Consider the following 20,057-nt stretch of genomic DNA (forward strand, 5'->3'; position numbering starts at 1 on the left):
AGTCCAGAGGCCCCCGCGACTGAGGGTCTCTGGTCGGTGTAGGCCGATGCCCACAACCTTGAAGCTGAAGTTGTACAATAACAATAAACTTGTACAACTTTCCCCATACCAGCTAGAGTAAATATTAACGGTATGAATATTTGGAAGGACTTATGTCTCAGTACAGCATCGGCGAAGTCGCCCGCATTTGTGGTATCAACCCTGTCACCCTGCGCGCGTGGCAACGCCGCTACGGCCTGCTGAAACCTCAGCGTAGCGAAGGCGGACACCGGCTATTTGACGACAACGATCTCGACACCATCCGCACTATTTTATCGTGGATCAACCGCGGCGTGCCGGTTGGGCAAGTGAAAGCGCTGCTCGAAGGAAAAATCGAGCCACTGCCGAGCGGCTGGTCACAATCAGAACATCGTCTGCTGGACGCCCTGCAAAACAGCAACATGCAGAAAGTTCGCCAGTTGCTCAGCGAACTGGGCCGGGATTACCCCGCCATTGCGCTGGTTAATAACGTTCTGCGCCCGCTACGCACCCGCCTCAGCTCCGGCGGCCCGTCGCTTATGCTACTGCGCAATCTGCTTGACGGCATCCTGATTGAACATGCGGTGATGTGCCTGAATGCAGCGCGTAAAAAGCCCGGCGTGCGGGTCGTACTGATGGGCTGGGGTGCGATGGACAGCACGGAACTCTGGCTTGAAGCGATGATCCGCAGCGAAGAAGGGGTGCACATTGACCTGTTGCCACAGCCACTCGACGAGCCTCAACTCGACAACATCCGGGCGCATCAGATTTTGTTGTGGTCTGAAGGCCGCCCGACCAGGGTGCAGAAAAACAAGCTGGCGCAGTGGCACGCGCAGGGGCTGCCGGTCCAGCTTCTTGGCAGCGCGGCGCTGCTGACTGACCCGGAACCCGGCGCAGGAGACGACCATGACGTATAACCTGACAGATACCGACACGCCGCAGGCGATCCTCGAACGGCTGGAAGATTTTTATCGTCATCTTGATAACAGCCAGTTGCCGCAGCTTTCGCGCATTTATCATCCGGACATTATGTTTATCGATCCGGTAGGACAACACCACGGCGTGGACGCGTTGGAAGAGTATTTCCGTCAGTTGCTTAAAACGGTCAACTACTGCCGTTTTGATATCCAACAGGCGCAAATAAATGGCCATGAAGCGACGCTGTTATGGCGGATGGACTACGCTCATCCGAAGCTCAATAAGGGGCAGGATCTCTCACTCGACGGCATCAGCCATCTGCGTCTGGCCGACGATCTGATTATTTATCAGCGCGATTATTACGACATGGGCGCGATGCTATACGAGCACGTTCCCCTGCTCGGAACCGCCGTCAGGGCGCTGAAAACGAGGTTAAGATCATGAGCCATGTCCTGATCACCGGCGCCAGTTCCGGCATCGGCAAGCAGCTGGCGCTGGATTATGCCGCTGAAGGCTGGAAAGTTACCGCCTGCGGACGTGACACCGCCAAACTCGAGGCGCTGAATCTGGCCCATCCGGCCATCGATACCCTGAGTTTCGACATGACCGATCTGGCCCTGACCCGTCAGGCTCTGGCCTGGGTGCAAGCTGATCTGGTTATTCTGTGCGCAGGCACCTGCGAATATCTTGATAACGGCGTCGTGGATGCCGAAAAAGTCAGCCGGGTGCTGCATACCAATGTGCTGGGGCCGGTCAACTGCCTTGACGCCCTGCTGCCGGGTCTGAAAACCGGTGCGCGGATTGCCTTGGTTGGCTCAACGGCATCACTGGTGCCTTTGCCACGTGCCGAAGCCTACGGCGCATCGAAGGCAGCGCTGGCCTACTTTGCCCGCTCCCTCTCGCTGGATCTTGCGCCGCGCGGCATCCACGTTTCACTGGTGCTGCCCGGCTTTGTCAAAACCCCGCTGACCGAGCGCAACGATTTCCCGATGCCAATGATGGTCAGCGTGGAACAGGCCTCTCAATATATCCGTAAAGGACTGGCGCGCGGGGCGAGTGAAATTGCCTTCCCGCCGCTGTTTGCCTGGCTTTTGAAAACCGTCGCCCTGCTGCCCGTCGCATGGCAAAAACGTCTGACCCAACGGCTGGTGAGGTGACCGACTGATGAAAATCGCCATTATCGGCAGCGGAATTTCCGGTCTGAGCTGCGCCTGGATGTTGTCCCGGCAGTCACCTGACTGCGCTATTACCGTCTTTGAAGCGGGTGAAACGCTGGGCGGTCATACCGCCACCGTGGATATCTCGCTCGATGGACGTGACTACGCCATCGACACCGGATTTATCGTCTATAACTCGCGCACTTACCCGCACTTTATCGCCCTGCTTAACGAGCTGGGTTTGCAGGGCCAGCCGACGGAGATGAGTTTTTCGGTGCGCAATCCGCTGACCGGCCTTGAGTACAACGGCCACACGCTGAATACGCTGTTCGCCCAGCGCCGCAATTTTTTCCGGCCAAGGTTCTGGCGCTTTCTGCGCGAAATTTTGCGCTTTAACACCCTGTGCAAACAGCGCCTGCACAGCCCGAACAATGATGAAGTCACCCTCGGCGAGTTGCTGGACCAGAATGAGTTTTCGGCGTTCTTTGCCCTGCACTATGTGCTGCCGATGGGCGCTGCCATCTGGTCCTCTTCGCTCGATGACATGGCGAATTTCCCGCTGACGCTGTTCCTGCGTTTCTTCGAGAACCACGGCCTGCTTGACGTCGCCAACCGCCCGCAGTGGATGGTGGTGCCCGGTGGCTCACGCGAATATATCCGCCGGATGCAGCAACAACTGCCAGCCCGCGTTGAATTACTGACGTCGACGCCGGTTCACAGCGTGGTGCGCCATGAAGAGGGCGTAACGCTGCAAACGCCGCGCGGTGCAGAAGATTTTGATCAGGTAATTTTCGCCTGCCACTCCGATCAGGCGCTGGCGCTGCTTGGCAGGGACGCAACCGAGGACGAAAAAGATATTCTCGGCGCGCTGCCCTATCAGTCCAATGAAGTGATCCTGCATACCGATACGCGCCATCTGCCACGCCAGAAGCGCGCCTGGGCCAGTTGGAACTACCTGCTGCCGGTAGAGGGCCCAGCACTCCGTCAGCGTCAGGCCTGCGTGACCTACAATATGAACATTTTGCAGGGGCTGGATTCACCGCACACGTTTTGCGTATCACTGAACCCGACCACACCGGTGGATGAGAGCAAGATTCTGTTCCGCACGCACTATATGCATCCGGTATTGAATCTCTCCAGCCACTGCGCCCAGCTGCAACGCGGCTGGATCAACGGCCATCAACGCAGCTGGTTTTGCGGCGCTTACTGGTATAACGGTTTTCATGAAGACGGCGTCAACAGCGCCCGCGACGTGGTGGAAGAGTTGCTGAAAAACGCCGCTCATCAGCGTCAGCCTACAGCTGAGCAGGTGGCGTCGTGAACAGCACCCTGTACGTCGGCGGCGTGCGCCACCGCCGGTTCACGCCGGTTGAGCACCATTTCGACTACGCTATCTTCATGCCGCTTATCGATCTCGACGAGCTGGACCAGCTGCATCAGGTGGGGATCACGCTTGAGACATTCTCCAGTGCCACTTTCAGGCGCAGTGACTATCTCGGCGGCGGTGACATAAAGAGCAAAGCGCAGGATCGGATCGCCGAACTGACCGGTGACCGACTGACCGGCCGGGTGATGTTGCTGTGCCAGTTGCGCTATTTCGGGCTCTATTTTAATCCGGTGAATTTTTACTATCTTTATGACAGCGAGGGCGTGCTGCGCTGGATGCTGACCGAGGTACGCAATACCCCCTGGAACGAGCGCCATACTTACGCCGTATTACCGGACGGCAGCCTCCCTGTCGCCAAAGCATTTCACGTTTCACCCTTTAACCCGATGGACATGGTTTACCACTGGCAATTAACTCCGCCGGGTAAACAACTGCGCGTTCATATTGAGAACCACCGCAAAACGCGGGAATTTGATGCCACGCTGACGCTCATCGCCCAACCTCTGACCCGCCAGACCCTGCGTAAACAGCTCTGGCGGCTGCCGCTGATGACCGGCAAAACCGCAGTCACCATTTACTGGCAGGCGGTCAAGCTGTGGCTCAAACGTGCGCCTATTTATTCTCATCCTCCTGCTGATAAGGACTGACAATGAGCAATCCAGACGTACAGCTTGCCCGTGATGGTGCAGATTCCCGCCGAAGTAAAGCCGCCCGCAGTGTGATCCTGAGCGTGCTGAAACAGCTGCGCGGCGCCGGCCTGACGATTTCCGAGCAGGGATCCGAACCGCTGTTTTTTGGTGATGAGACCGCGCCGTTACAGGGCGTGATTGAGGTACAGCGGCTGCGTGCCTATCGCCGCGTCTTACTGGGCGGCAGCATAGCGGCCGGTGAGAGCTTTATCGACGGCGACTGGACGACGCCGAATCTCACCGCGGTGCTGCAACTGCTGGCAGAAAACCTTGGGCTGGTTGATAAAATCGAAGCCCGCCTGAGCTGGCTGAGTGCCCCGCTTAACGGCCTTATCCATCTTCTGCGCAGCAACAGCCGTAAGCAGGCACGTAAAAATATCTCGGCCCATTACGATCTCGGCAATGCGTTTTATCAGGGGTTTCTCGACAGCCAGATGCTCTACTCCTCGGCCTGGTATCAGGAACCACAAATGACGCTGGAGCAGGCGCAGCAGGCCAAAATGCGCCGCCTGTGCGAACAACTGCAACTGCGCGCCGGCGATCATCTGCTGGAAATCGGTACCGGGTGGGGTGCGATGGCGGAATTTGCCGCGCGCGAATATGGTTGTCAGGTCACGACCACCACGATCTCGCGCGAACAATATAATTTTGCGGTCAACAGAATTGAGCAAGCCGGGCTCACCGACCGGGTCACGGTGCTGTTCGAAGACTACCGCGCCCTGCGCGGTCAGTATGACAAACTGGTGTCAATCGAGATGATCGAAGCGGTCGGCAAACGCTATTTGCCGACCTTCTTCAAACGCTGCAATGCGCTCCTGAAACCACACGGTCGTATGGCCATTCAGGCCATTACTATCGCTGATCAGCGCTACAAATATTACAGCCGCAATGTGGATTTTATTCAGCGCTACGTCTTCCCCGGCGGCTTCCTGCCGTCAATCACCGCCATGAGCGACGCCATGACCCGTCACACCGGTCTGGTGGTACGCGACCTGTTTGATATCGGCTCTGACTACGCGCGCACGCTGCACGAATGGCGTGAACGCGTGGTCAGTTACTGGAGTCAGCAGGTGGCTCCTGACAGCGACGACCGTTTCAAACGGCTGTGGTTGTTTTATCTGTGCTATTGCGAGGCCGGATTCCGGGCACGCACCATCAGTACCGTGCAACTGACCGCCGAGCGGCGCGGATGAAAACCCTGCGCTTCTGGTCGCTGACGCTGGGCTTTGATGTCTGGTGGACGCTGGCCATCTGGGGGCGCGAGCGGGTGATCCTGCTGTTAATGGTCAGCAGTTTTTTGATGCTGGTACTGACGCCGTCAAAGCGGCGTCTTGGGGTGGTGGTGGCCTGCCTGCTGGGCATCATCATGGATTCCCTGTGGTGTTTTCTCGGCCTGTTTGAATTCGCTAACGCGTCGGGTGTGCCACCGTGGATGATGGCGCTGTGGCTCGGATTCAGCGCGTGGTGGCTATGGCTGCTGGACAATGTACGGCTGAATGGCTACTGGTTAATCCCTCTCGGCGCCGTCAGCGGACCACTGGCCTATTACCTTGGAATGCAGCTCGGCGCGATGCACCTGCTCGCCTCACCGTCTACCGTCTGGCCGTTGCTGGCGGCGGGCTGGGCCATTTTCCTGCCACTTGTTAGCCTGCCGGTATTACTCAACCGGAATACGCTGCGGAGAACCCGATGAAACGCATTCTGTTTGCTGCGCTGGCGCTGATGTTTTCATGCGCGGCGTACGCCTCAATGCCATGGGATCACTGGCAACAGGTCGGACGCGCCACGCTCACCTGGGGGCCGTTCAAAGTTTATCACTCCGCATTACTGACGCCCGACGGCCAATATCAGGCGCAGAAATGGCCGCTGGCGCTGGCGATTAATTACCTGCGCAGCATTGATCGTCAGGAGCTTGCCAAAGCCACCGCCGATCAGTGGCAGGCACTGGGGTTCACCGACGCCGCGCAGAAAAATGGCTGGCTGAATGCGGTAGAAAACACCTGGCCGGACGTGAGAGAAGGCAGCGAGATCGTTTTTGTGGCCGACGAACACGGCGGCCAGTTCTACAGCCGCGCGCCTGACAGCGTGATGGTAAACCCGATTGGCAAACCGTTCAGCCCGGCATTTCGCGACGCGTTTCTGGCGATCTGGTTATCGCCTGCCACACAATATCCTGATTTACGCAGTAAGCTGACGGGTACCGCAACGTCAGATTAACGCTCATCAACCGGAGGTTTTATGACTGTTTCACGCCCTTTCCTGCACAAAGGTTTTCTCGGCCTGCTGGCAGCCTGCGTGCTGTTCCTCGCCGGTTGCAGCGCCGATATTAACGACTATCAGCAGGCGCAGCCAAAGCTGGATATCTTCAGTTATTTTCAGGGCGACAGCGTCGCCTACGGCATGGTGCAGGATTATACCCATAAGCAGACCCGGCGTTTTTCCGTGAAAATTCGCGGTGACGTCGCGGGCCAGACGCTGACATTGCATGAAGATTTTATTTATGACGACGGCGAAAAACAGACCCGCGTATGGCACATATCCAAACTGGCGGATGGCAGTTTCACCGGTACCGCTGGCGATATCATCGGCGCCGCCACCGGCCATCAGGCTGGCAACGCGTTTAACTGGAAATACGAAATGGACGTCACCGCCAGCGGCAGCACCCATCGCCTGACCTTTGACGACTGGATCTTCCAGCAGGATGACAAACACCTGTTTAACGTGACTTCTCTGAAGAAATTCGGTGTGGAAGTGGCGAGAGTGACGCTGTTCTTTGAGAAGAAATAGTGGGCTGAGCGGCCCACATGCGCTTTTAAATCTTTAAATTCAAATTCAACGTAAAAGTCGTGGGCCTGCTGCCCACACCCGCCCAGAAGGCGGCCAGTCGCCGCCGCCCTCTGGACTCCCGGGCTTTTTCATGAGACACCGACAGCTTCGCTGCTGGCAGGGCACATGTTTCAGCCACTTCCGTTCCCGGCGCAAAATGTCACGGCTTCGCCGTCCCCGTATTTCGGGATTCGAGCCTCAGGTCTCGAACCTCTCATCCGGTGCCATTTTTGACTGCGCCTGAGCGGCTATGTAAGTCAAAAGAAAAGGCAAAAAACAAAAAAAGAAGCACAGTCTGATTTTGAATTTAAAAAAGTGTGCGCCGCATTCAAAAATGGCGCTGAGCAAGTGGTTCGAGACCTGAGGCTCGAATCCCGCTGCGAAGGGACCGCCTAAGCGGCGACATTTTGCGGCTATAACAACGGTACCTGAAACACGGCCATCCCGATTCAGCGATAGCGCGCAGTTTAAAAACGCAGGATTCCAAAGGAGGTTCGTTTAAACCTCCTTTGGGCCAGTGTGGGCGGCGAGCCCACGACCTTGAACTTGAAGTTGAAGTTGAAGTTGAATTTAAAAGAGCCAGTGGGCCGCCGCCCCCCCCTACCTGTCGGTATTCACCTCCTGTAAAGAAGCCGGTTTTCTTCCAAAAACAAACTTCCCTAAGGTCACCAGCAGGACAGCGCATAAAATCACCGCCAGCGCAGTCCATTCAACCGGCGACAACCATTCGCCACCGAAACTGATACCCAGCAGCACGGCCACCATTGGGTTGACGTAGGCATAACTGGTGGCAAGGGCCGGGCGGACAGTTTTCAGCAGGAACATATAAGCGCTGATGGCAATCATCGAACCAAACACCATCAGGTAGCCGAGTGCCAGAAAACCGCTTAATGGCGGCATCGCCGTCAGGTGTTCACCGCTAAGACGGCTGGCGACCAGCAGTACAGCACCCGCGACAATCATCTCGGCGGCACCAGCCATCAGCCCTACCGGCAGCGTCAGGCGTGAACTCCACACTGAACCAAATGCCCAGCTCAGGGAGGCTAGCAGGATCAGCAGCGCCCCCCACGGATTCCCTCCCAGATTACTGCCGGTGTTGAGCAGCACAATCCCGAACAGGCCGATACCGACGCCGGTCCACTCCAGACGGCTGTTCGGCATTCCCCAGAAACGGCTGAAGCACAGAGTAAACAACGGCACCGTCGCCACCATCACCGCAGCAATGCCCGACGGCACCTGCATATGCTCAGCCACGGTCACCAGCCCGTTGCCCACCGCCAGCAACAAAATACCAATGGCACCGGCAGCCAGCCACTGTTTGCGTGACGGCACTTTGTGACCGCGCAGCAGCAGGAATGCAAACATCACGCAGCCTGCCAAAAAGAATCGCAGCCCCGCCATCATCAGCGGTGGCCAGCTTTCCACGCCAACGCGGATAACAAAATAGGTAGAACCCCAGATGAAATAGAGCGCAAAAAGCGCGCCGATTAACGGCAGCAAAGAACGGGCGGCGGAACGGGTCATGGTCGAGGCACTTTTAAGCATAAATTCGAAGGCCAACAGTTAACGCTATTGCTTATCAGCCCGGCAAGTGAATCTGTGCTATTGCATCAAAATGTTGCTAAAAAGTTTCTTAATATGTCGATTTGCAGTGCAAACATAAACAGACAGGGGACTTCGCATGAATAGACTGTTGCAGGGAGGGTCAAACGACTTATAATTCCGCGCAATTATTGAAGAGGCTCTATGATGAATACGTTCGGCAAAAAATGTCTTATCGCCCTGTTCGGCCTGATGGCGATCGGTGCCATCGGCGGCGTGATGGTCGCGGGTTATGCAGTGGTGATTCAGGAAGATAAAGCGCCAGATACCAGCACAGCGCCTGCCGTCACCCCGGCTCCGGCAACTCAGAACGCGTCCTGACGGCGCGTTTTCTTTTCCGCCCTTTCCCCCCGCGTAAACCCGGCTACTCCTGCGACGGTGATATCTGCCAGCCTTGTAAATAACGGCTCCAGCGTTCAAACGCCATATCCACGATGATCGCCAGCAGCGCCACAATCACCGCGCCCTGCAACACATACGCCGTGTTAAACCCGCTCAGGCCGATGATAATCGGTGAGCCAAGGCTCTGGGTGCCCACGGTCGAGGCAATCGCGGCGGTACCAATATTGATGATGACCGAGGTGCGGATACCTGCGACGATCACCGGTGCCGCCAGCGGCATTTCGACTTTGGTGAGGATTTGCCAGCGGCTCATGCCCACACCCTGTGCGATTTCCCGCGCGGAAGCAGGCACGGATTCGATCCCCGCAATGGTGCCTTGTAATATCGGCAGTAAGCCGTAAAGCACCAGCGCGATAATGGCCGGTTTTTCGCTAAACCCCATCACCGGAACCGCCACCGCCAGTACCGCGACCGGCGGAAACGTCTGCCCCATCGCCACAATGGTTTCCACCAGCGAACGGAACTCTTTCCCCGCGCGGCGCGTCACACCAACGCCTGCCGCCACGCCAACGATCACCGCAATCAGGCTGGAGACACCCACCAGAATCAAGTGAGCCAGCACCAGTGACGCAAAACTTTCCTGCTGATACACCGGACGGTCCAGCCCCGGAAACAGCCAGTGAAAAAAGCCGCCAAGAGACGTCATGCCAAACACCAGCGCGAGCAGAAGCAGCGTCACCCAGGGCAGCGGATCTTTGAGCCAGCGCAGCGTCATACGTCACTCCTTTCAACCACCAGATCGGCGAAATGCAGCACGCCAAGCAGTTGTCCGCTTTCATCGACTACCGGAAGCTGCTCTGTATGACGCGCGACAAATACCGACAACGCTTCACGTAATGTCATCGACGCGGCTATCGGCTCATGCGATCCGGCGAACGTTTCACCGCGCCTTGTACGTTCCCCCACCAGCCCGAGTGACAGCAGTTTGATACCCATATCGCTGCGGCCAAAGAAATCTCGCACAAACGGCGTCGCGGGTTTGGTCAGCATTTCCAGCGGCGTCCCCTGCTGAACCACCTGTCCTTCGTTCAATAACACGATGCGGTCCGCCAGGCTCAGCGCCTCATCAATATCATGCGTCACCAGCACAATGGTGCGGTTGGTCAGCTGGTGAATACGCGCCACTTCCTGTTGCAGCGTGGCGCGGGTGACGGGATCGAGGGCACCAAAAGGCTCATCCATCAGCAGCACTTCTGGGTCAGAGGCCAGTGCACGTGCCACTCCGACCCGCTGCTGTTGCCCGCCTGAAAGTTGATGCGGATAGCGTTTGCGAAACTGCAGGGGGTCCAGATGCAGCAACTCCATCAACTCCGTTACGCGGTCGCGGATTTTCGCCTTCGGCCATTTGAGCAACTGCGGCACGGTGGCGATGTTCTCTTCCACCGTCCAGTGCGGGAACAGGCCGATGGACTGAATGGCATAGCCCATGCGACGGCGCAGATCCTGCGCACGGAATTTTTCTATCGGTTCACCGGCAAAGGTAATTTGCCCCTGGTCGTGCTCTACCAGCCGGTTAATCATCTTCAGGGTGGTGGATTTCCCCGAACCGGAGGTGCCAATCAGCACCGTAAACTCGCCTTTGGCCATCTCCAGCGTCAGGTCGCGGACGACCGCTTTTCCGGCAAAGTGTTTGCTTACCTGCTTGAAATGAATCATCTGCGTGAGGTTTCCAACATTGAGACTAAAAATTTAAAGATGCCATCGACAATCACCGCCATCAGCACCACCGGGATCACCCCAAGCAGCACCAGATCCAGCGCGCTGCTGAGCAGCCCCTGGAACATAATCGCGCCGAGACCGCCCGCGCCAATCAGCGCCGCAACCACCGCCATGCCGACGGTTTGCACCGCCACGATGCGCACACCGGTCAAGATCACCGGCAGGGCAATCGGCATCTGCACTTTATAAAATACCTGCATCCGGTTCATGCCCATGCCACGCGCCGACTCAATTACGCCGGAGGAGACAGAATCCAGCCCGGCGATCACACTGCGCACCAGCGGCAGCAGAGAGTAAAGCACCAGCGCAATAATGGCCGGCGCCAGCCCGATACCGCTGATACCGTGATCTGCCAGCCAAGGCAGGGCTTTCGCCAGCCCCGCCAGCGGTGCCAGCAACAGGCCAAACAGGGCAATCGACGGTACGGTCTGAATGATATTGAGCACAGAAAGAATGGGTGTCTGCCAGCGCACCGAACGGTGACAGATCAGGCCAAGCGGCAGACCCAGCAGCACCGCCGGTACCAGCGTGCCGAACAAAATGCCCAAATGCTGCCACAGAGCATCGTTAAATACGTCCGAACGGTTGTCATACTCTTTAAGCAACGACAGTTCGCTGAGCTGGCCGCTGCCGATCAGCAAAACGATAGGCACGATCACCTGTAAATTCAGCAAAATGCGCCAGGTATGATTGAGCGTAAAACGGGAGATGGCGTCGGAGGCAATCAGCAGGGAGAGTGCTGCGCAGGCCCAGAAGCCGCCGCCAAACGAAGTCCGCGCCAGACTCTCTTCGTCACCGCCGGTGAGTGTCACGGCCGTATGCCCGGCCAGCGCCGTCATTCCAAATAGCAGCACTTCTGCCAGCAGCGCGACCAGCAACGTATTGCGGCGCGAAGGGGGGAGAAATGAAAACAGCAGCAGCAAGACGACCGGCAGCAGCAACAGCGCACCCGGCCAGTTGAGTAGACTGAAGAGCGAAATGCCCTGCCCTGACACCAGCCGGTTGGGCGCATGGCTGAGAAATGCCAGGCCAGAACCGGTAGCAATAAGGAGGATCACCAGCGTCAGTAACACGCGGTTTTTAACGAAGTCCTGGGTCAAAAAAATCACCTGAAGCTAAAAAATCGGCCCGCGCTACCGGTCATCACCAGCATTGCGGGCCTGAGTCATTATTCTGCCATCATGGCAGCGCTTATTTTTTCACGAAGCCTTTTTCCTGCAAATATTTCGCCGCCACTTTCTTCGCATCCATGCCACCTACGGCAATTTTCGCGTTGAGTTTTTGTAGCGTCGGGCCATCGAGTGAATCAAACACCGGTTTCAGCAGTGCAGGAATATTCGGGTGCGCTTTCAGCACGGATTCACGAATGATCGGCGCAGGCGCGTAAATCGGTTGCACACCTTTCGGATCCGACAGCGTTTGCAGACCCAGTGCCGCTACCGGGCCGTCAGTGCCGTAGGCCATCGCCGCGTTCACACCGGAGGTTTTTTCCGCCGCGGCTTTGATGGTCACCGCCGTATCACCGCCCGCCAGCGACAACAGCTGATTCTGTTTCAGCTTAAAGCCGTAGGCATTTTCAAACGCCGGTAAGGCATCCGGGCGTTCGATAAATTCTGCCGAAGCTGCCAGTTTGAAATCACCGCCGCCATTGATCCACTTACCGAGATCGTCGAGGGTTTGCAGATGGTTGGCCGTTGCCACATCTTGACGCACCGCAATGGTCCAGGTGTTATTGGCAGGTGACGCGTCCAGCCAGACGATTTTGTTCTGGTCGTAGTCGAGCTTTTTCACTTTCTCATAACCGGCTTTAGCCTCTTTCCAGACCGGATCTTTTTCATCAGAGAAGAAAAACGCCCCGTTGCCGGTATATTCCGGATAGATATCAATTTCACCGGCGGTGATCGCCCCGCGCAGCACCTTGGTATTCCCCAGTTGCAGTTTGTTGGTGGTCTTGATGCCGTTGGCCTCCAGCACCTGAATGATCAGGTTACCCAGCAGCGATCCTTCGGTATCAATTTTTGATCCGACACGCACATTGTCCGCCGCTTGGGCAGAGAAACTCATCGCAGAAACCACCGTCAGCGCCACTGCTGCCGCGATCCCACGCATACGCCCTGTCATATAAGCCATGTTATTTCCTCTTATCGGGTTACTTTTACGTTAAGGCTTTAAATGCCACCAACATCATCATTTCGTCTAAAAAACGCGTGTAATCAAGGATAGACCAATTTTGCCGACCGGGACAAAACGGCGGGCCATAACAGCAGCACCCACATTCAGGGTAAATAGCTTATTTGTGAATAGCTTTGCTATCCGATTGCTAAAGTAACAGGGCAAAGCCACACAGACTCGGGCGCTGCTCAGATGAAATTCTTTTAAGTTATAACTAATTCATTTACATCATGAATAAAATTCAGTTGTGACGAGGGTCACGCGCCTTCTATGCTGGTTTTTTGTCAAAAAGCGTAAATAACATTATGTCAGAGTCATTTGCGGCCGCTCACGCCGCGTCAGGGAATACAAGTTCAGTCAGTGAAGCGCCGGTCCTCATCCGTTCCGCTTCAGATATCACCCAGTTAGTTAACCGCGGCGCGGCCAAACTCAGCGATGCGCGCATCGTGATTGCAATCGCTCTCGGCGGCGTTTTCCTCGACGCTTACGACCTCGGCGCACTGGCATTCGGCATGAAAGACATCACCCGTGAATTCGGCCTGACACCCTCAGGCACGGGTATGGTGGCTTCCGCCATCACCTTCGGCGCAATCATTGGCGCGCTGTTCGGTGGCTATCTGACAGATAAAATTGGCCGTTATCGCGTATTTATGGCCGACATGTTCTTCTTCGTTTTCGCCGCTCTGGCCTGTGCTTTTGCGCCCAACGAATGGGTGCTCGGCGGTTCACGTTTTGTGATGGGTTTAGGCGTTGGGATTGATTTGCCGGTGGCGATGGCGTTTCTGGCGGAGTTTTCCAAACTTTCCGGTCGCGGTAATAAAGCCTCACGCGTCGCAATGTGGTGCCCGACCTGGTATGCGGCTATCAGTATTTCCTATCTGCTCGTTCTGTTGCTGTACGCGGTGTTACCGGCCACCCACACCGACTGGCTGTGGCGTTTGATCCTTGGTTTCGGCGCGGTTCCGGCCATTCTGATTATTCTTATCCGTCACCGATACATGAATGAATCCCCGGTATGGGCAGCGAATCAGGGTGACCTGCAAAGCGCCGCCGCGATTTTGCGTAAGTCTTACAACATCAATGCAGTGGTGGCTGACGACGCCGACCTGACGCCAGCCGTCAAAGTACGCAAAGCCGCATGGCGCAACTATGGAACACTGTTGCAGGGGGTTTATCTGCGCCGCACCGTGCTGGCGACCGTCACCGCCGTGGCCTCCTCTTTCGCTTATAACGCCGTGGCCTTTGGCCTGCCGGTGATCCTGTCGAGTTTCCTGCAACAATCGATGATCAGCACCATTCTGTTCTCACTCGGGCTGAATCTCTGTTTCGCTTTTGTCGGCGGGCTGCTTGCGGTGCGTTACGTGTCTCACTTTGGCGCATGGAAAATGACTTACGCCGGTTACGCCTGTCAGCTCGTCGCGATGGTTGGCCTCGCGCTTGTCGGCCGCCCGGCGGACGGTGGCGAAGCAGCGATCTCCATCGCGATGCTGGCGTTATTCCTGTTCGGTCAGGGCTTCGGGCCGGGTTCACATACCATGACCTTCGCATCGCTGAGCTACCCTACGTCGCTACGCGGCATGGGCGTCGGCTTCAACCAAACCCTGATGCGCAGCAGTTCCACCGTATCCCTGTTCCTCTTCCCGGTGCTGGCTGCCGCTTTAGGCACCGGTGTATTTTGGGTGATCGCGCTCGCACCGCTGGCGGGGTTAATCGTGCTGACAGCGATCCGGTGGGAACCGTCAGGGTATGATGTGGACTCAGAGGACTTTCAGGGATAAACCTGATTGGTTTTATCACCTCGCCGGTGGGGGCTAATTCAAAATCAACACCGTGAGCCTGCTGCCCAAACTGGCCCAGAAAGGCCATAGGCGCGGCCCTTCTGGGCCAGTTTGGGTGGCAACCCAAGGTTTTGACCTTGAAGTTGAAGATTTAAAAGCAGGTTTAGGCGGCAGCCTAAATTACCGGTGAACGCGGCGCAAACACATGGCGCGCTCCCTGCTCGATCATCGCGGCCACCAGATTGAATCCTCCGTTAGGCTGCGAAAGGGCAAGTTCCCGTTCTGTGGTGAAAATCGGGCTTATCCAGAACAGGTTTACCGGATCACCGTAGTTGTCCGGCAACGAGACTTTGCTCGATGGTGAACAGAGCGCGGAGGAGACCACGTGCCCTTCGTAGCCGAGAGGCGCCATGGGTGAAATCAGCGTATGCCCTTCCCCCAGCCAGTTCAGCGTGGTCCATGGCAGCTGCGCATACCCTGAAAGCGCGCTGGCCATCTGCACCGCGTTCTCTTCATTCACGTACTCTTTACCGACGGCGAAGGCCAGCTCAATACGGCGGTGCTCCCGGGCTTCATCGTTAAAAATGATGTCAATTTGCGGCATAGGCCGGATGCTCATACCCAGCGTGAAGAAGTAATAATTCTCATCATCTTCGTGCTGGGAAATCGCCATCGGCGGCCAGTTGCCTTGATCAATACCGTAATATTTCACTGATGGACCAAAGCGCTCTTCATAACGGTCGAGAAATTTCCGCTGGATTTTCGGCCAGGGATTTTGCTCTTCCTGCTGCCAGTCGCGCCAGAACTGACGGGTTTTGTCGGCAAGTTCGTATTGGGTATTGGTGGACGCGGAACCCAGCGGAAACGTCAGCGGGTTCTGTTTGATGCAACCGGCGGAATAACAGACCGCGTGGTCGATATACAGGCTCCAGCCGGGGATCACCGCCAGCAGCAATCCCTGATACCAGAGTGCGGCACCGTCATCGCTTTCATTCCACAAAATCTGGATTTGCGCGGGATTGAGCGGTGCCTCGGCCTCAAGGCTGCGGCAGTATTGCGCCGCCAGCATCGGCGCCTGACCGTTTTCCATGGCGTGCTGATCGTCTTGTAAAGGCGCCGGAGACAGGTTGCGGATCCAGCAGGCCCGCATACGCGGGAAACGGTCACGGAAATCTTCGCGTGCGTAAATATAAAAATAAGCCACGCGGTCGTCCTGCTCGACCAGCGCGGTCAGGGTCTGTTTGTCGTTACTGACTTCAACGAGAATGTCTGACTGGCGCATAAAACCTCTGCGGGTTGGGCCTCAATTGGAATATGAAGCGTCTGGGTCGCTTTCCAGTCAGTGTAGAACGGTTATCACGTTGAGATAACGTCCAAAAATCCCAAAAACCCGCCGATAAGCTGCTTTTTTCGTCAATATATCCTAACGGCAGTAAAGCCGAAACAGCTGGGCCAGATGCGCAGCCATCGGCGTCAGCGTGGTGTCGCGCCGCTGGATCAGATAAAAGGTAGCCTTGGGCAGCGGCAAATCCAGATCCAGCGCCACCAGACTCTGGCCGATCACCGGATCATTAATCATGTCAACCGACAGCACGCTGAGAAAATCCGTATTGGCAATCAGGCTGGTGCAGGACATAAAGGTCTCGCATATCACGCTGATGTCAGGCTCAACCTCCATTTCATTAAACACCTCACTGAGCAGCTTGTAATAACTGCCGCGCGGCGTGGGCATGGTCCAGTCGCAGTCCCGCAGCTCCTGCATTGAACGGGCATGGGCGAGCGGATGTCCACGGCGCGCCATCACCCGGTACTCTTTATCCATCAGTTTTTCATATAACAGTTCGTTATCAAACGGCCCCTGATAGTAAGTGTTGACGGTGAAATCCAGTTCACCCTGACGCAGTTCGGGGATCATCGACACCAGTTGCCCTTCAGCAATGCGTACTTTGACATTGGGGAACTCGCGGTGAAAACGGTCAATCACTATCGGCATGATGGTGCGCGCAATGCTGGCACCGACGCCGATATTCACTCGCCCGCTGGTACCTCCCAGCCGCTGGGAGATATCCTCCTGCGCCACGCGTAACTCTTCTAAAATCAGGCTTGCACGCTTAAAAAAGGCGTCGCCGCAGTCGGTCAGCGTCACCCCCTGTCGCCTGCGCACAAACAGCCGCGCGCCCAGACTCTCCTCCAGCTCTTTTATTGATTTTGTTAATGCCGGTTGCGACAAATTCAGCACCCGCCCGGCGGCGCGGATACTCCCCTGACGTGCAACGGCCACAAAAGCCCGCAGTTGATGCATTTTTATTTGTGATGGCATAAGGCTGATTGATAACCCCTGATTATCATCAAGAAGATTTTGGCATCTTATATGCCCTGATTGCTTTGTGTACATTCAAATGATTATAAGGATCCCAAAAGGTCCAGCCGCGATGCTCAGATATCGCCATTTCCTCTTCAGCCCGGCGCTTGCCGGTGCGCATTCCTTCCAAACAGATTCATTGTCTTTCGCGCGCCGTGGAAGTGCCAAACGTCGCCGTTGTTACCTGTATCACCGTTTTACCTTTTCCCGCTAACAAGAGAGTCCGAGATGAGCAATGAGATTTCTGAACGCGTAGAGAAACTGTTCCCTGAGTTACAAACCCGCCGCCGTGACCTGCATAAGTACGCGGAATCAGGCTGGCTGGAGTTTCGTACCTCCACGCTGGTCGCCGAAAAACTGGAGCAATTGGGTTATCAACTCAAACTGGGCCAGCAGGTGATCAAGGCGGATTCCCGCATGGGGCTGCCCTCGCCGCAGGTGCTGGCAGAACAGGAGCAGCGTGCGCTGGAACAGGGTGCCATCGCACGCTGGATGCCGCATTTTTCCGGCGGGTTTACCGGCATTGTCGCCACGCTGGAGACTGGTCGTCCCGGTCCTGTGATGGGTTTTCGCGTAGACATGGACGCGCTGGATTTGAACGAAACGCTGCAAGAGGAACACCGCCCGTTCCGTGAGGGTTTTGCCTCTGCTAACCACGGCATGATGCACGCCTGCGGCCACGACGGTCACACCACCATTGGCCTCGGCCTTGCTGAACTGCTGATGCAGGTGCGTGACCAGCTGTGCGGCACCATCAAACTGATCTTCCAGCCTGCCGAAGAGGGCACGCGCGGCGCGAAGTCGATGGTCGATGCGGGTGTAGTAGATGACGTGGATTTCTTCACCGCCGTGCATATCGGCACCGGCGTCCCGGCCAATCATCTGGTCTGCGGCGCTGATACATTTATGGCTACCACCAAGATTGACGTCAGCTTTAAAGGTGTGGCGTCTCATGCCGGTGGCAAACCGGAAGAAGGCCGCAACGCCCTGCTGGCGGCGGCGCAGGCCACACTCGGTTTACACGCTATTCCCCGCCACAGCGGCGGCAGCTCACGGATAAACGTCGGCGTGTTACAGGCTGGCACCGGGCGCAACGTTATCCCGTCGTCGGCTACCATGAAAGTCGAAACGCGCGGCTCCACCAACGCCGTGAATGATTTTGTTTATCAGCAGGCGCTGAAAGTGATTTCGGGCGCCGCAGAAATGCATCAGGTGGAGTTCGACATCAAACTGATGGGTGCCGCACAAAGCAGCACGCCGACGCCGGACTGGGTGCAATACATACACCGTCAGGCAGAAAAACTCGGGGAATTTGAACAGATCATTGACCGCGAAGAGGGCGCAGCGGGTTCCGAAGACGCGACCTATATGATGGAACGGGTGAAATCCCGCGGCGGCGAGGCTTCATACGTGATTTTCGGCACCGATCTCAGCGCCGGGCACCACAACGAGAAATTCGACTTCGACGAAAAGGTCATGTCGCAGGGCATAAAAACCCTGGCGGCGCTGGCGCTGAACATCGCCTCTTTCCGGGAGCAGAACTGATGACGCAATCTACTTCTATCGTCAATTTTATCAACGACTTTATCGATAACCAGCAACCTGCGTTGGCGAAAATCAGCGACGAAATCTGGGACCATCCGGAAACGCGCTTTGCGGAATCGCACTCATCTGCCCTGCTGGCAGACCAGCTTGAACAGTCCGGCTTTTCGGTAGAGCGCGGCGTCGGCGGCATGGCAACGGCCTTTATTGCCAGTTTCGGCAACGGCAAACCAGTGATCGCCCTGCTCGGTGAGTTCGACGCTCTCGCAGGGCTAAGCCAGCAGGCGGGGTGCGACTTCCCGCAGCCGCTGGTTGAAAACGGCAACGGACACGGTTGCGGTCACAATCTGCTGGGTACAGCTGCCCTCGGCGGTGCGCTGGCGGTGAAAGCCTGGATGGAGCATGAACAAATCGCCGGTACCGTGCGTTTTTACGGCTGCCCCGGCGAAGAAGGCGGGTCGGGTAAAACCTTTATGGCGCGCGAAGGGCTGTTTGATGATGTGGACGCCGCCCTGACCTGGCACCCGGAAACCTTCAGCGGCATGTTCAGCAACCAGACGCTGGCCAATATTCAGGCCTCATTTAGCTTTAAAGGCGTGGCCTCGCACGCTGCCGCAGCACCGCATCTGGGCCGCAGCGCACTGGATGCGGTGACGCTGATGAACACCGGCGCGAACTTTCTGCGTGAACATATTGTGCAGGAAGCGCGCCTGCATTACGCCATCACCAACGCGGGGGGCATTTCACCGAACGTGGTGCAGGCCGACGCAGACGTGTTGTATCTGGTACGCGCCCCCGAGATGGATCAGGCGCAGGCCATCTTCGAACGTGTGGGGAATATCGCCAAAGGTGCCGCGCTGATGACCGGCACCACCATGACCATGCGCTTTGATAAGGCTTGTTCGAATTACGTACCCAACCGCACGCTGGAAAACGCCATGTACCAGTACGTGCAGGCTTTTGGCACACCCACTTATACTGCCGAAGAACAACAGTTTGCTGCCGCCATTCACGCCACACTGACACCTCAGGACATCGACAGTAACCTGCTGAATATGTCCCGCACCGGCGGCCCCGATGCCGTGGCGTTCGCTGAAACCCTGCGCGACCGCCCGCTGACTGACGCCGTTGCGCCCTACTCACCCAATGGAAATATGCTTTACGGCTCAACCGACGTCGGCGATGTCAGCTGGCTGGTGCCGACGGCGCAGTGCTTCAGCCCGTGCTTCGCTATCGGCTCGCCGCTGCATACCTGGCAGATTGTCTCGCAGGGCCGTACCTCCATTGCCCACAAAGGCATGTGTCTGGCGTCTAAAGTGATGTCCGCCACGGCGCTGGAACTGTTTGGCAATCCGGATTTACTGGCGGCCTGTCAGCAGGAGCGCGATGCACTGCGGGCACGGCGTCCTTACGTCTGCCCGATACCTGCGGGCGTTAAACCGTCACCGTTGAAAACCGCCTGAATCTGAAGTACCCGATAGCAAA

At 56.7% G+C, this 20,057-nt stretch carries 19 protein-coding genes and 1 pseudogene; 13 read left to right on the top strand and 7 right to left on the bottom strand.

Annotation, left to right across the window (positions count from 1 at the left end; translation table 11 throughout):
* Window positions 1-152: 152 nt before the first annotated feature.
* Genes ACZRKO_RS10070 through ACZRKO_RS10110 form a run of 9 tightly spaced genes read left to right on the top strand, consistent with a single transcriptional unit; the run spans window position 153 to window position 6,956 of the window.
* Complete coding sequence (locus tag ACZRKO_RS10070) at window positions 153-935, top strand: MerR family transcriptional regulator (protein WP_463737050.1); 783 nt, start codon at window positions 153-155, stop codon at window positions 933-935.
* Window positions 925-1,380, top strand: a complete 456-nt coding sequence (locus tag ACZRKO_RS10075) for a nuclear transport factor 2 family protein (protein ID WP_463737051.1) — start codon at window positions 925-927, stop codon at window positions 1,378-1,380. The genes ACZRKO_RS10070 and ACZRKO_RS10075 overlap by 11 nt, the downstream gene beginning before the upstream one ends.
* Entirely contained in the window at window positions 1,377-2,093 is a 717-nt protein-coding gene (locus ACZRKO_RS10080; protein ID WP_463737052.1) for an SDR family NAD(P)-dependent oxidoreductase, read from the top strand. The genes ACZRKO_RS10075 and ACZRKO_RS10080 overlap by 4 nt, the downstream gene beginning before the upstream one ends.
* 7 nt (window positions 2,094-2,100) lie before the next feature.
* Entirely contained in the window at window positions 2,101-3,414 is a 1,314-nt protein-coding gene (locus ACZRKO_RS10085; RefSeq protein ID WP_463737053.1) for an NAD(P)/FAD-dependent oxidoreductase, read from the top strand.
* Window positions 3,411-4,127 carry a DUF1365 domain-containing protein gene (locus ACZRKO_RS10090; RefSeq protein WP_463737054.1) on the top strand — a complete coding sequence of 239 codons (717 nt, stop codon included), beginning with the start codon at window positions 3,411-3,413 and terminating at the stop codon, window positions 4,125-4,127. Before ACZRKO_RS10085 ends, ACZRKO_RS10090 begins: the two co-directional genes overlap by 4 nt.
* 2 nt (window positions 4,128-4,129) lie before the next feature.
* Window positions 4,130-5,362, top strand: a complete 1,233-nt coding sequence (locus ACZRKO_RS10095; protein WP_463737055.1) for a class I SAM-dependent methyltransferase — start codon at window positions 4,130-4,132, stop codon at window positions 5,360-5,362.
* Window positions 5,359-5,862 carry a DUF2878 domain-containing protein gene (locus ACZRKO_RS10100; protein WP_463737056.1) on the top strand — a complete coding sequence of 168 codons (504 nt, stop codon included), beginning with the start codon at window positions 5,359-5,361 and terminating at the stop codon, window positions 5,860-5,862. Before ACZRKO_RS10095 ends, ACZRKO_RS10100 begins: the two co-directional genes overlap by 4 nt.
* Window positions 5,859-6,386, top strand: a complete 528-nt coding sequence (locus ACZRKO_RS10105) for a chalcone isomerase family protein (protein WP_463737057.1) — start codon at window positions 5,859-5,861, stop codon at window positions 6,384-6,386. Before ACZRKO_RS10100 ends, ACZRKO_RS10105 begins: the two co-directional genes overlap by 4 nt.
* A 21-nt stretch (window positions 6,387-6,407) precedes the next feature.
* Complete coding sequence (locus tag ACZRKO_RS10110) at window positions 6,408-6,956, top strand: DUF3833 domain-containing protein (protein ID WP_463737058.1); 549 nt, start codon at window positions 6,408-6,410, stop codon at window positions 6,954-6,956.
* Between the two features lie 639 nt (window positions 6,957-7,595).
* Here ACZRKO_RS10110 and yedA read toward each other — a convergent pair.
* Complete coding sequence (yedA, locus tag ACZRKO_RS10115) at window positions 7,596-8,519, bottom strand: drug/metabolite exporter YedA (protein WP_463737059.1); 924 nt, start codon at window positions 8,517-8,519, stop codon at window positions 7,596-7,598.
* 225 nt (window positions 8,520-8,744) lie between these two features.
* Here yedA and ACZRKO_RS10120 point away from each other — a divergent pair.
* Window positions 8,745-8,846: pseudogene (locus ACZRKO_RS10120) on the top strand (hypothetical protein); the annotation flags it as partial.
* A gap of 115 nt (window positions 8,847-8,961) precedes the next feature.
* Here ACZRKO_RS10120 and ACZRKO_RS10125 read toward each other — a convergent pair.
* From ACZRKO_RS10125 to osmF, 4 genes are all read right to left on the bottom strand, one after another.
* Window positions 8,962-9,714, bottom strand: a complete 753-nt coding sequence (locus ACZRKO_RS10125; RefSeq protein WP_463737060.1) for an ABC transporter permease — start codon at window positions 9,712-9,714, stop codon at window positions 8,962-8,964.
* A complete protein-coding gene (locus ACZRKO_RS10130; RefSeq protein WP_463737061.1) occupies window positions 9,711-10,655 on the bottom strand; it encodes an ABC transporter ATP-binding protein in 945 nt (314 codons plus the stop codon). The genes ACZRKO_RS10125 and ACZRKO_RS10130 overlap by 4 nt, the downstream gene beginning before the upstream one ends.
* Window positions 10,652-11,818 carry an ABC transporter permease gene (locus ACZRKO_RS10135; protein WP_463737062.1) on the bottom strand — a complete coding sequence of 389 codons (1,167 nt, stop codon included), beginning with the start codon at window positions 11,816-11,818 and terminating at the stop codon, window positions 10,652-10,654. Before ACZRKO_RS10135 ends, ACZRKO_RS10130 begins: the two co-directional genes overlap by 4 nt.
* Before the next feature lie 91 nt (window positions 11,819-11,909).
* On the bottom strand, window positions 11,910-12,848 hold the full coding sequence (osmF, locus tag ACZRKO_RS10140; RefSeq protein WP_463737063.1) for a glycine betaine ABC transporter substrate-binding protein OsmF: 939 nt from the start codon (window positions 12,846-12,848) through the stop codon (window positions 11,910-11,912).
* A 347-nt stretch (window positions 12,849-13,195) separates the two neighbouring features.
* Here osmF and ACZRKO_RS10145 point away from each other — a divergent pair, with 347 nt between their 5' ends.
* Window positions 13,196-14,668 carry an MFS transporter gene (locus ACZRKO_RS10145; RefSeq protein WP_463737064.1) on the top strand — a complete coding sequence of 491 codons (1,473 nt, stop codon included), beginning with the start codon at window positions 13,196-13,198 and terminating at the stop codon, window positions 14,666-14,668.
* Window positions 14,669-14,843: 175 nt separating this feature from the next.
* On the opposite strand, the gene ACZRKO_RS10150 is transcribed toward ACZRKO_RS10145, so the two are convergent.
* Window positions 14,844-15,950 carry a suppressor of fused domain protein gene (locus ACZRKO_RS10150; RefSeq protein WP_463737065.1) on the bottom strand — a complete coding sequence of 369 codons (1,107 nt, stop codon included), beginning with the start codon at window positions 15,948-15,950 and terminating at the stop codon, window positions 14,844-14,846.
* Window positions 15,951-16,091: 141 nt separating this feature from the next.
* Window positions 16,092-16,988 (bottom strand): LysR family transcriptional regulator, encoded by an 897-nt coding sequence (locus ACZRKO_RS10155; RefSeq protein ID WP_463737066.1) that lies wholly within the window; start codon window positions 16,986-16,988, stop codon window positions 16,092-16,094.
* Window positions 16,989-17,258: 270 nt separating this feature from the next.
* On the opposite strand from ACZRKO_RS10155, the gene ACZRKO_RS10160 reads away from it, so the two are divergent.
* Both ACZRKO_RS10160 and ACZRKO_RS10165 read left to right on the top strand, forming a co-directional pair.
* Entirely contained in the window at window positions 17,259-18,575 is a 1,317-nt protein-coding gene (locus ACZRKO_RS10160; protein WP_463737067.1) for an amidohydrolase, read from the top strand.
* Window positions 18,575-20,035 (top strand): M20 family metallopeptidase, encoded by a 1,461-nt coding sequence (locus ACZRKO_RS10165; protein WP_463737068.1) that lies wholly within the window; start codon window positions 18,575-18,577, stop codon window positions 20,033-20,035. The genes ACZRKO_RS10160 and ACZRKO_RS10165 overlap by 1 nt, the downstream gene beginning before the upstream one ends.
* Window positions 20,036-20,057: the final 22 nt, after the last annotated feature.

Source organism: Ewingella sp. C233 (genome assembly GCF_055407225.1).

Bases quoted from the DNA above. Each gene is read 5' to 3' on its own strand.
- ACZRKO_RS10080 (WP_463737052.1), top strand. From the start codon at position 1,377: ATGAGCCATGTCCTGATCACCGGCGCCAGTTCCGGCATCGGCAAGCAG.
- ACZRKO_RS10125 (WP_463737060.1), bottom strand. From the start codon at position 9,714: ATGACGCTGCGCTGGCTCAAAGATCCGCTGCCCTGGGTGACGCTGCTT.
- ACZRKO_RS10155 (WP_463737066.1), bottom strand. From the start codon at position 16,988: ATGCCATCACAAATAAAAATGCATCAACTGCGGGCTTTTGTGGCCGTT.
- ACZRKO_RS10100 (WP_463737056.1), top strand. From the start codon at position 5,359: ATGAAAACCCTGCGCTTCTGGTCGCTGACGCTGGGCTTTGATGTCTGG.
- osmF (WP_463737063.1), bottom strand. From the start codon at position 12,848: ATGGCTTATATGACAGGGCGTATGCGTGGGATCGCGGCAGCAGTGGCG.
- ACZRKO_RS10165 (WP_463737068.1), top strand. From the start codon at position 18,575: ATGACGCAATCTACTTCTATCGTCAATTTTATCAACGACTTTATCGAT.
- ACZRKO_RS10110 (WP_463737058.1), top strand. From the start codon at position 6,408: ATGACTGTTTCACGCCCTTTCCTGCACAAAGGTTTTCTCGGCCTGCTG.
- ACZRKO_RS10145 (WP_463737064.1), top strand. From the start codon at position 13,196: ATGTCAGAGTCATTTGCGGCCGCTCACGCCGCGTCAGGGAATACAAGT.
- yedA (WP_463737059.1), bottom strand. From the start codon at position 8,519: ATGACCCGTTCCGCCGCCCGTTCTTTGCTGCCGTTAATCGGCGCGCTT.
- ACZRKO_RS10150 (WP_463737065.1), bottom strand. From the start codon at position 15,950: ATGCGCCAGTCAGACATTCTCGTTGAAGTCAGTAACGACAAACAGACC.
- ACZRKO_RS10160 (WP_463737067.1), top strand. From the start codon at position 17,259: ATGAGCAATGAGATTTCTGAACGCGTAGAGAAACTGTTCCCTGAGTTA.
- ACZRKO_RS10130 (WP_463737061.1), bottom strand. From the start codon at position 10,655: ATGATTCATTTCAAGCAGGTAAGCAAACACTTTGCCGGAAAAGCGGTC.
- ACZRKO_RS10085 (WP_463737053.1), top strand. From the start codon at position 2,101: ATGAAAATCGCCATTATCGGCAGCGGAATTTCCGGTCTGAGCTGCGCC.
- ACZRKO_RS10095 (WP_463737055.1), top strand. From the start codon at position 4,130: ATGAGCAATCCAGACGTACAGCTTGCCCGTGATGGTGCAGATTCCCGC.
- ACZRKO_RS10070 (WP_463737050.1), top strand. From the start codon at position 153: ATGTCTCAGTACAGCATCGGCGAAGTCGCCCGCATTTGTGGTATCAAC.
- ACZRKO_RS10105 (WP_463737057.1), top strand. From the start codon at position 5,859: ATGAAACGCATTCTGTTTGCTGCGCTGGCGCTGATGTTTTCATGCGCG.
- ACZRKO_RS10075 (WP_463737051.1), top strand. From the start codon at position 925: ATGACGTATAACCTGACAGATACCGACACGCCGCAGGCGATCCTCGAA.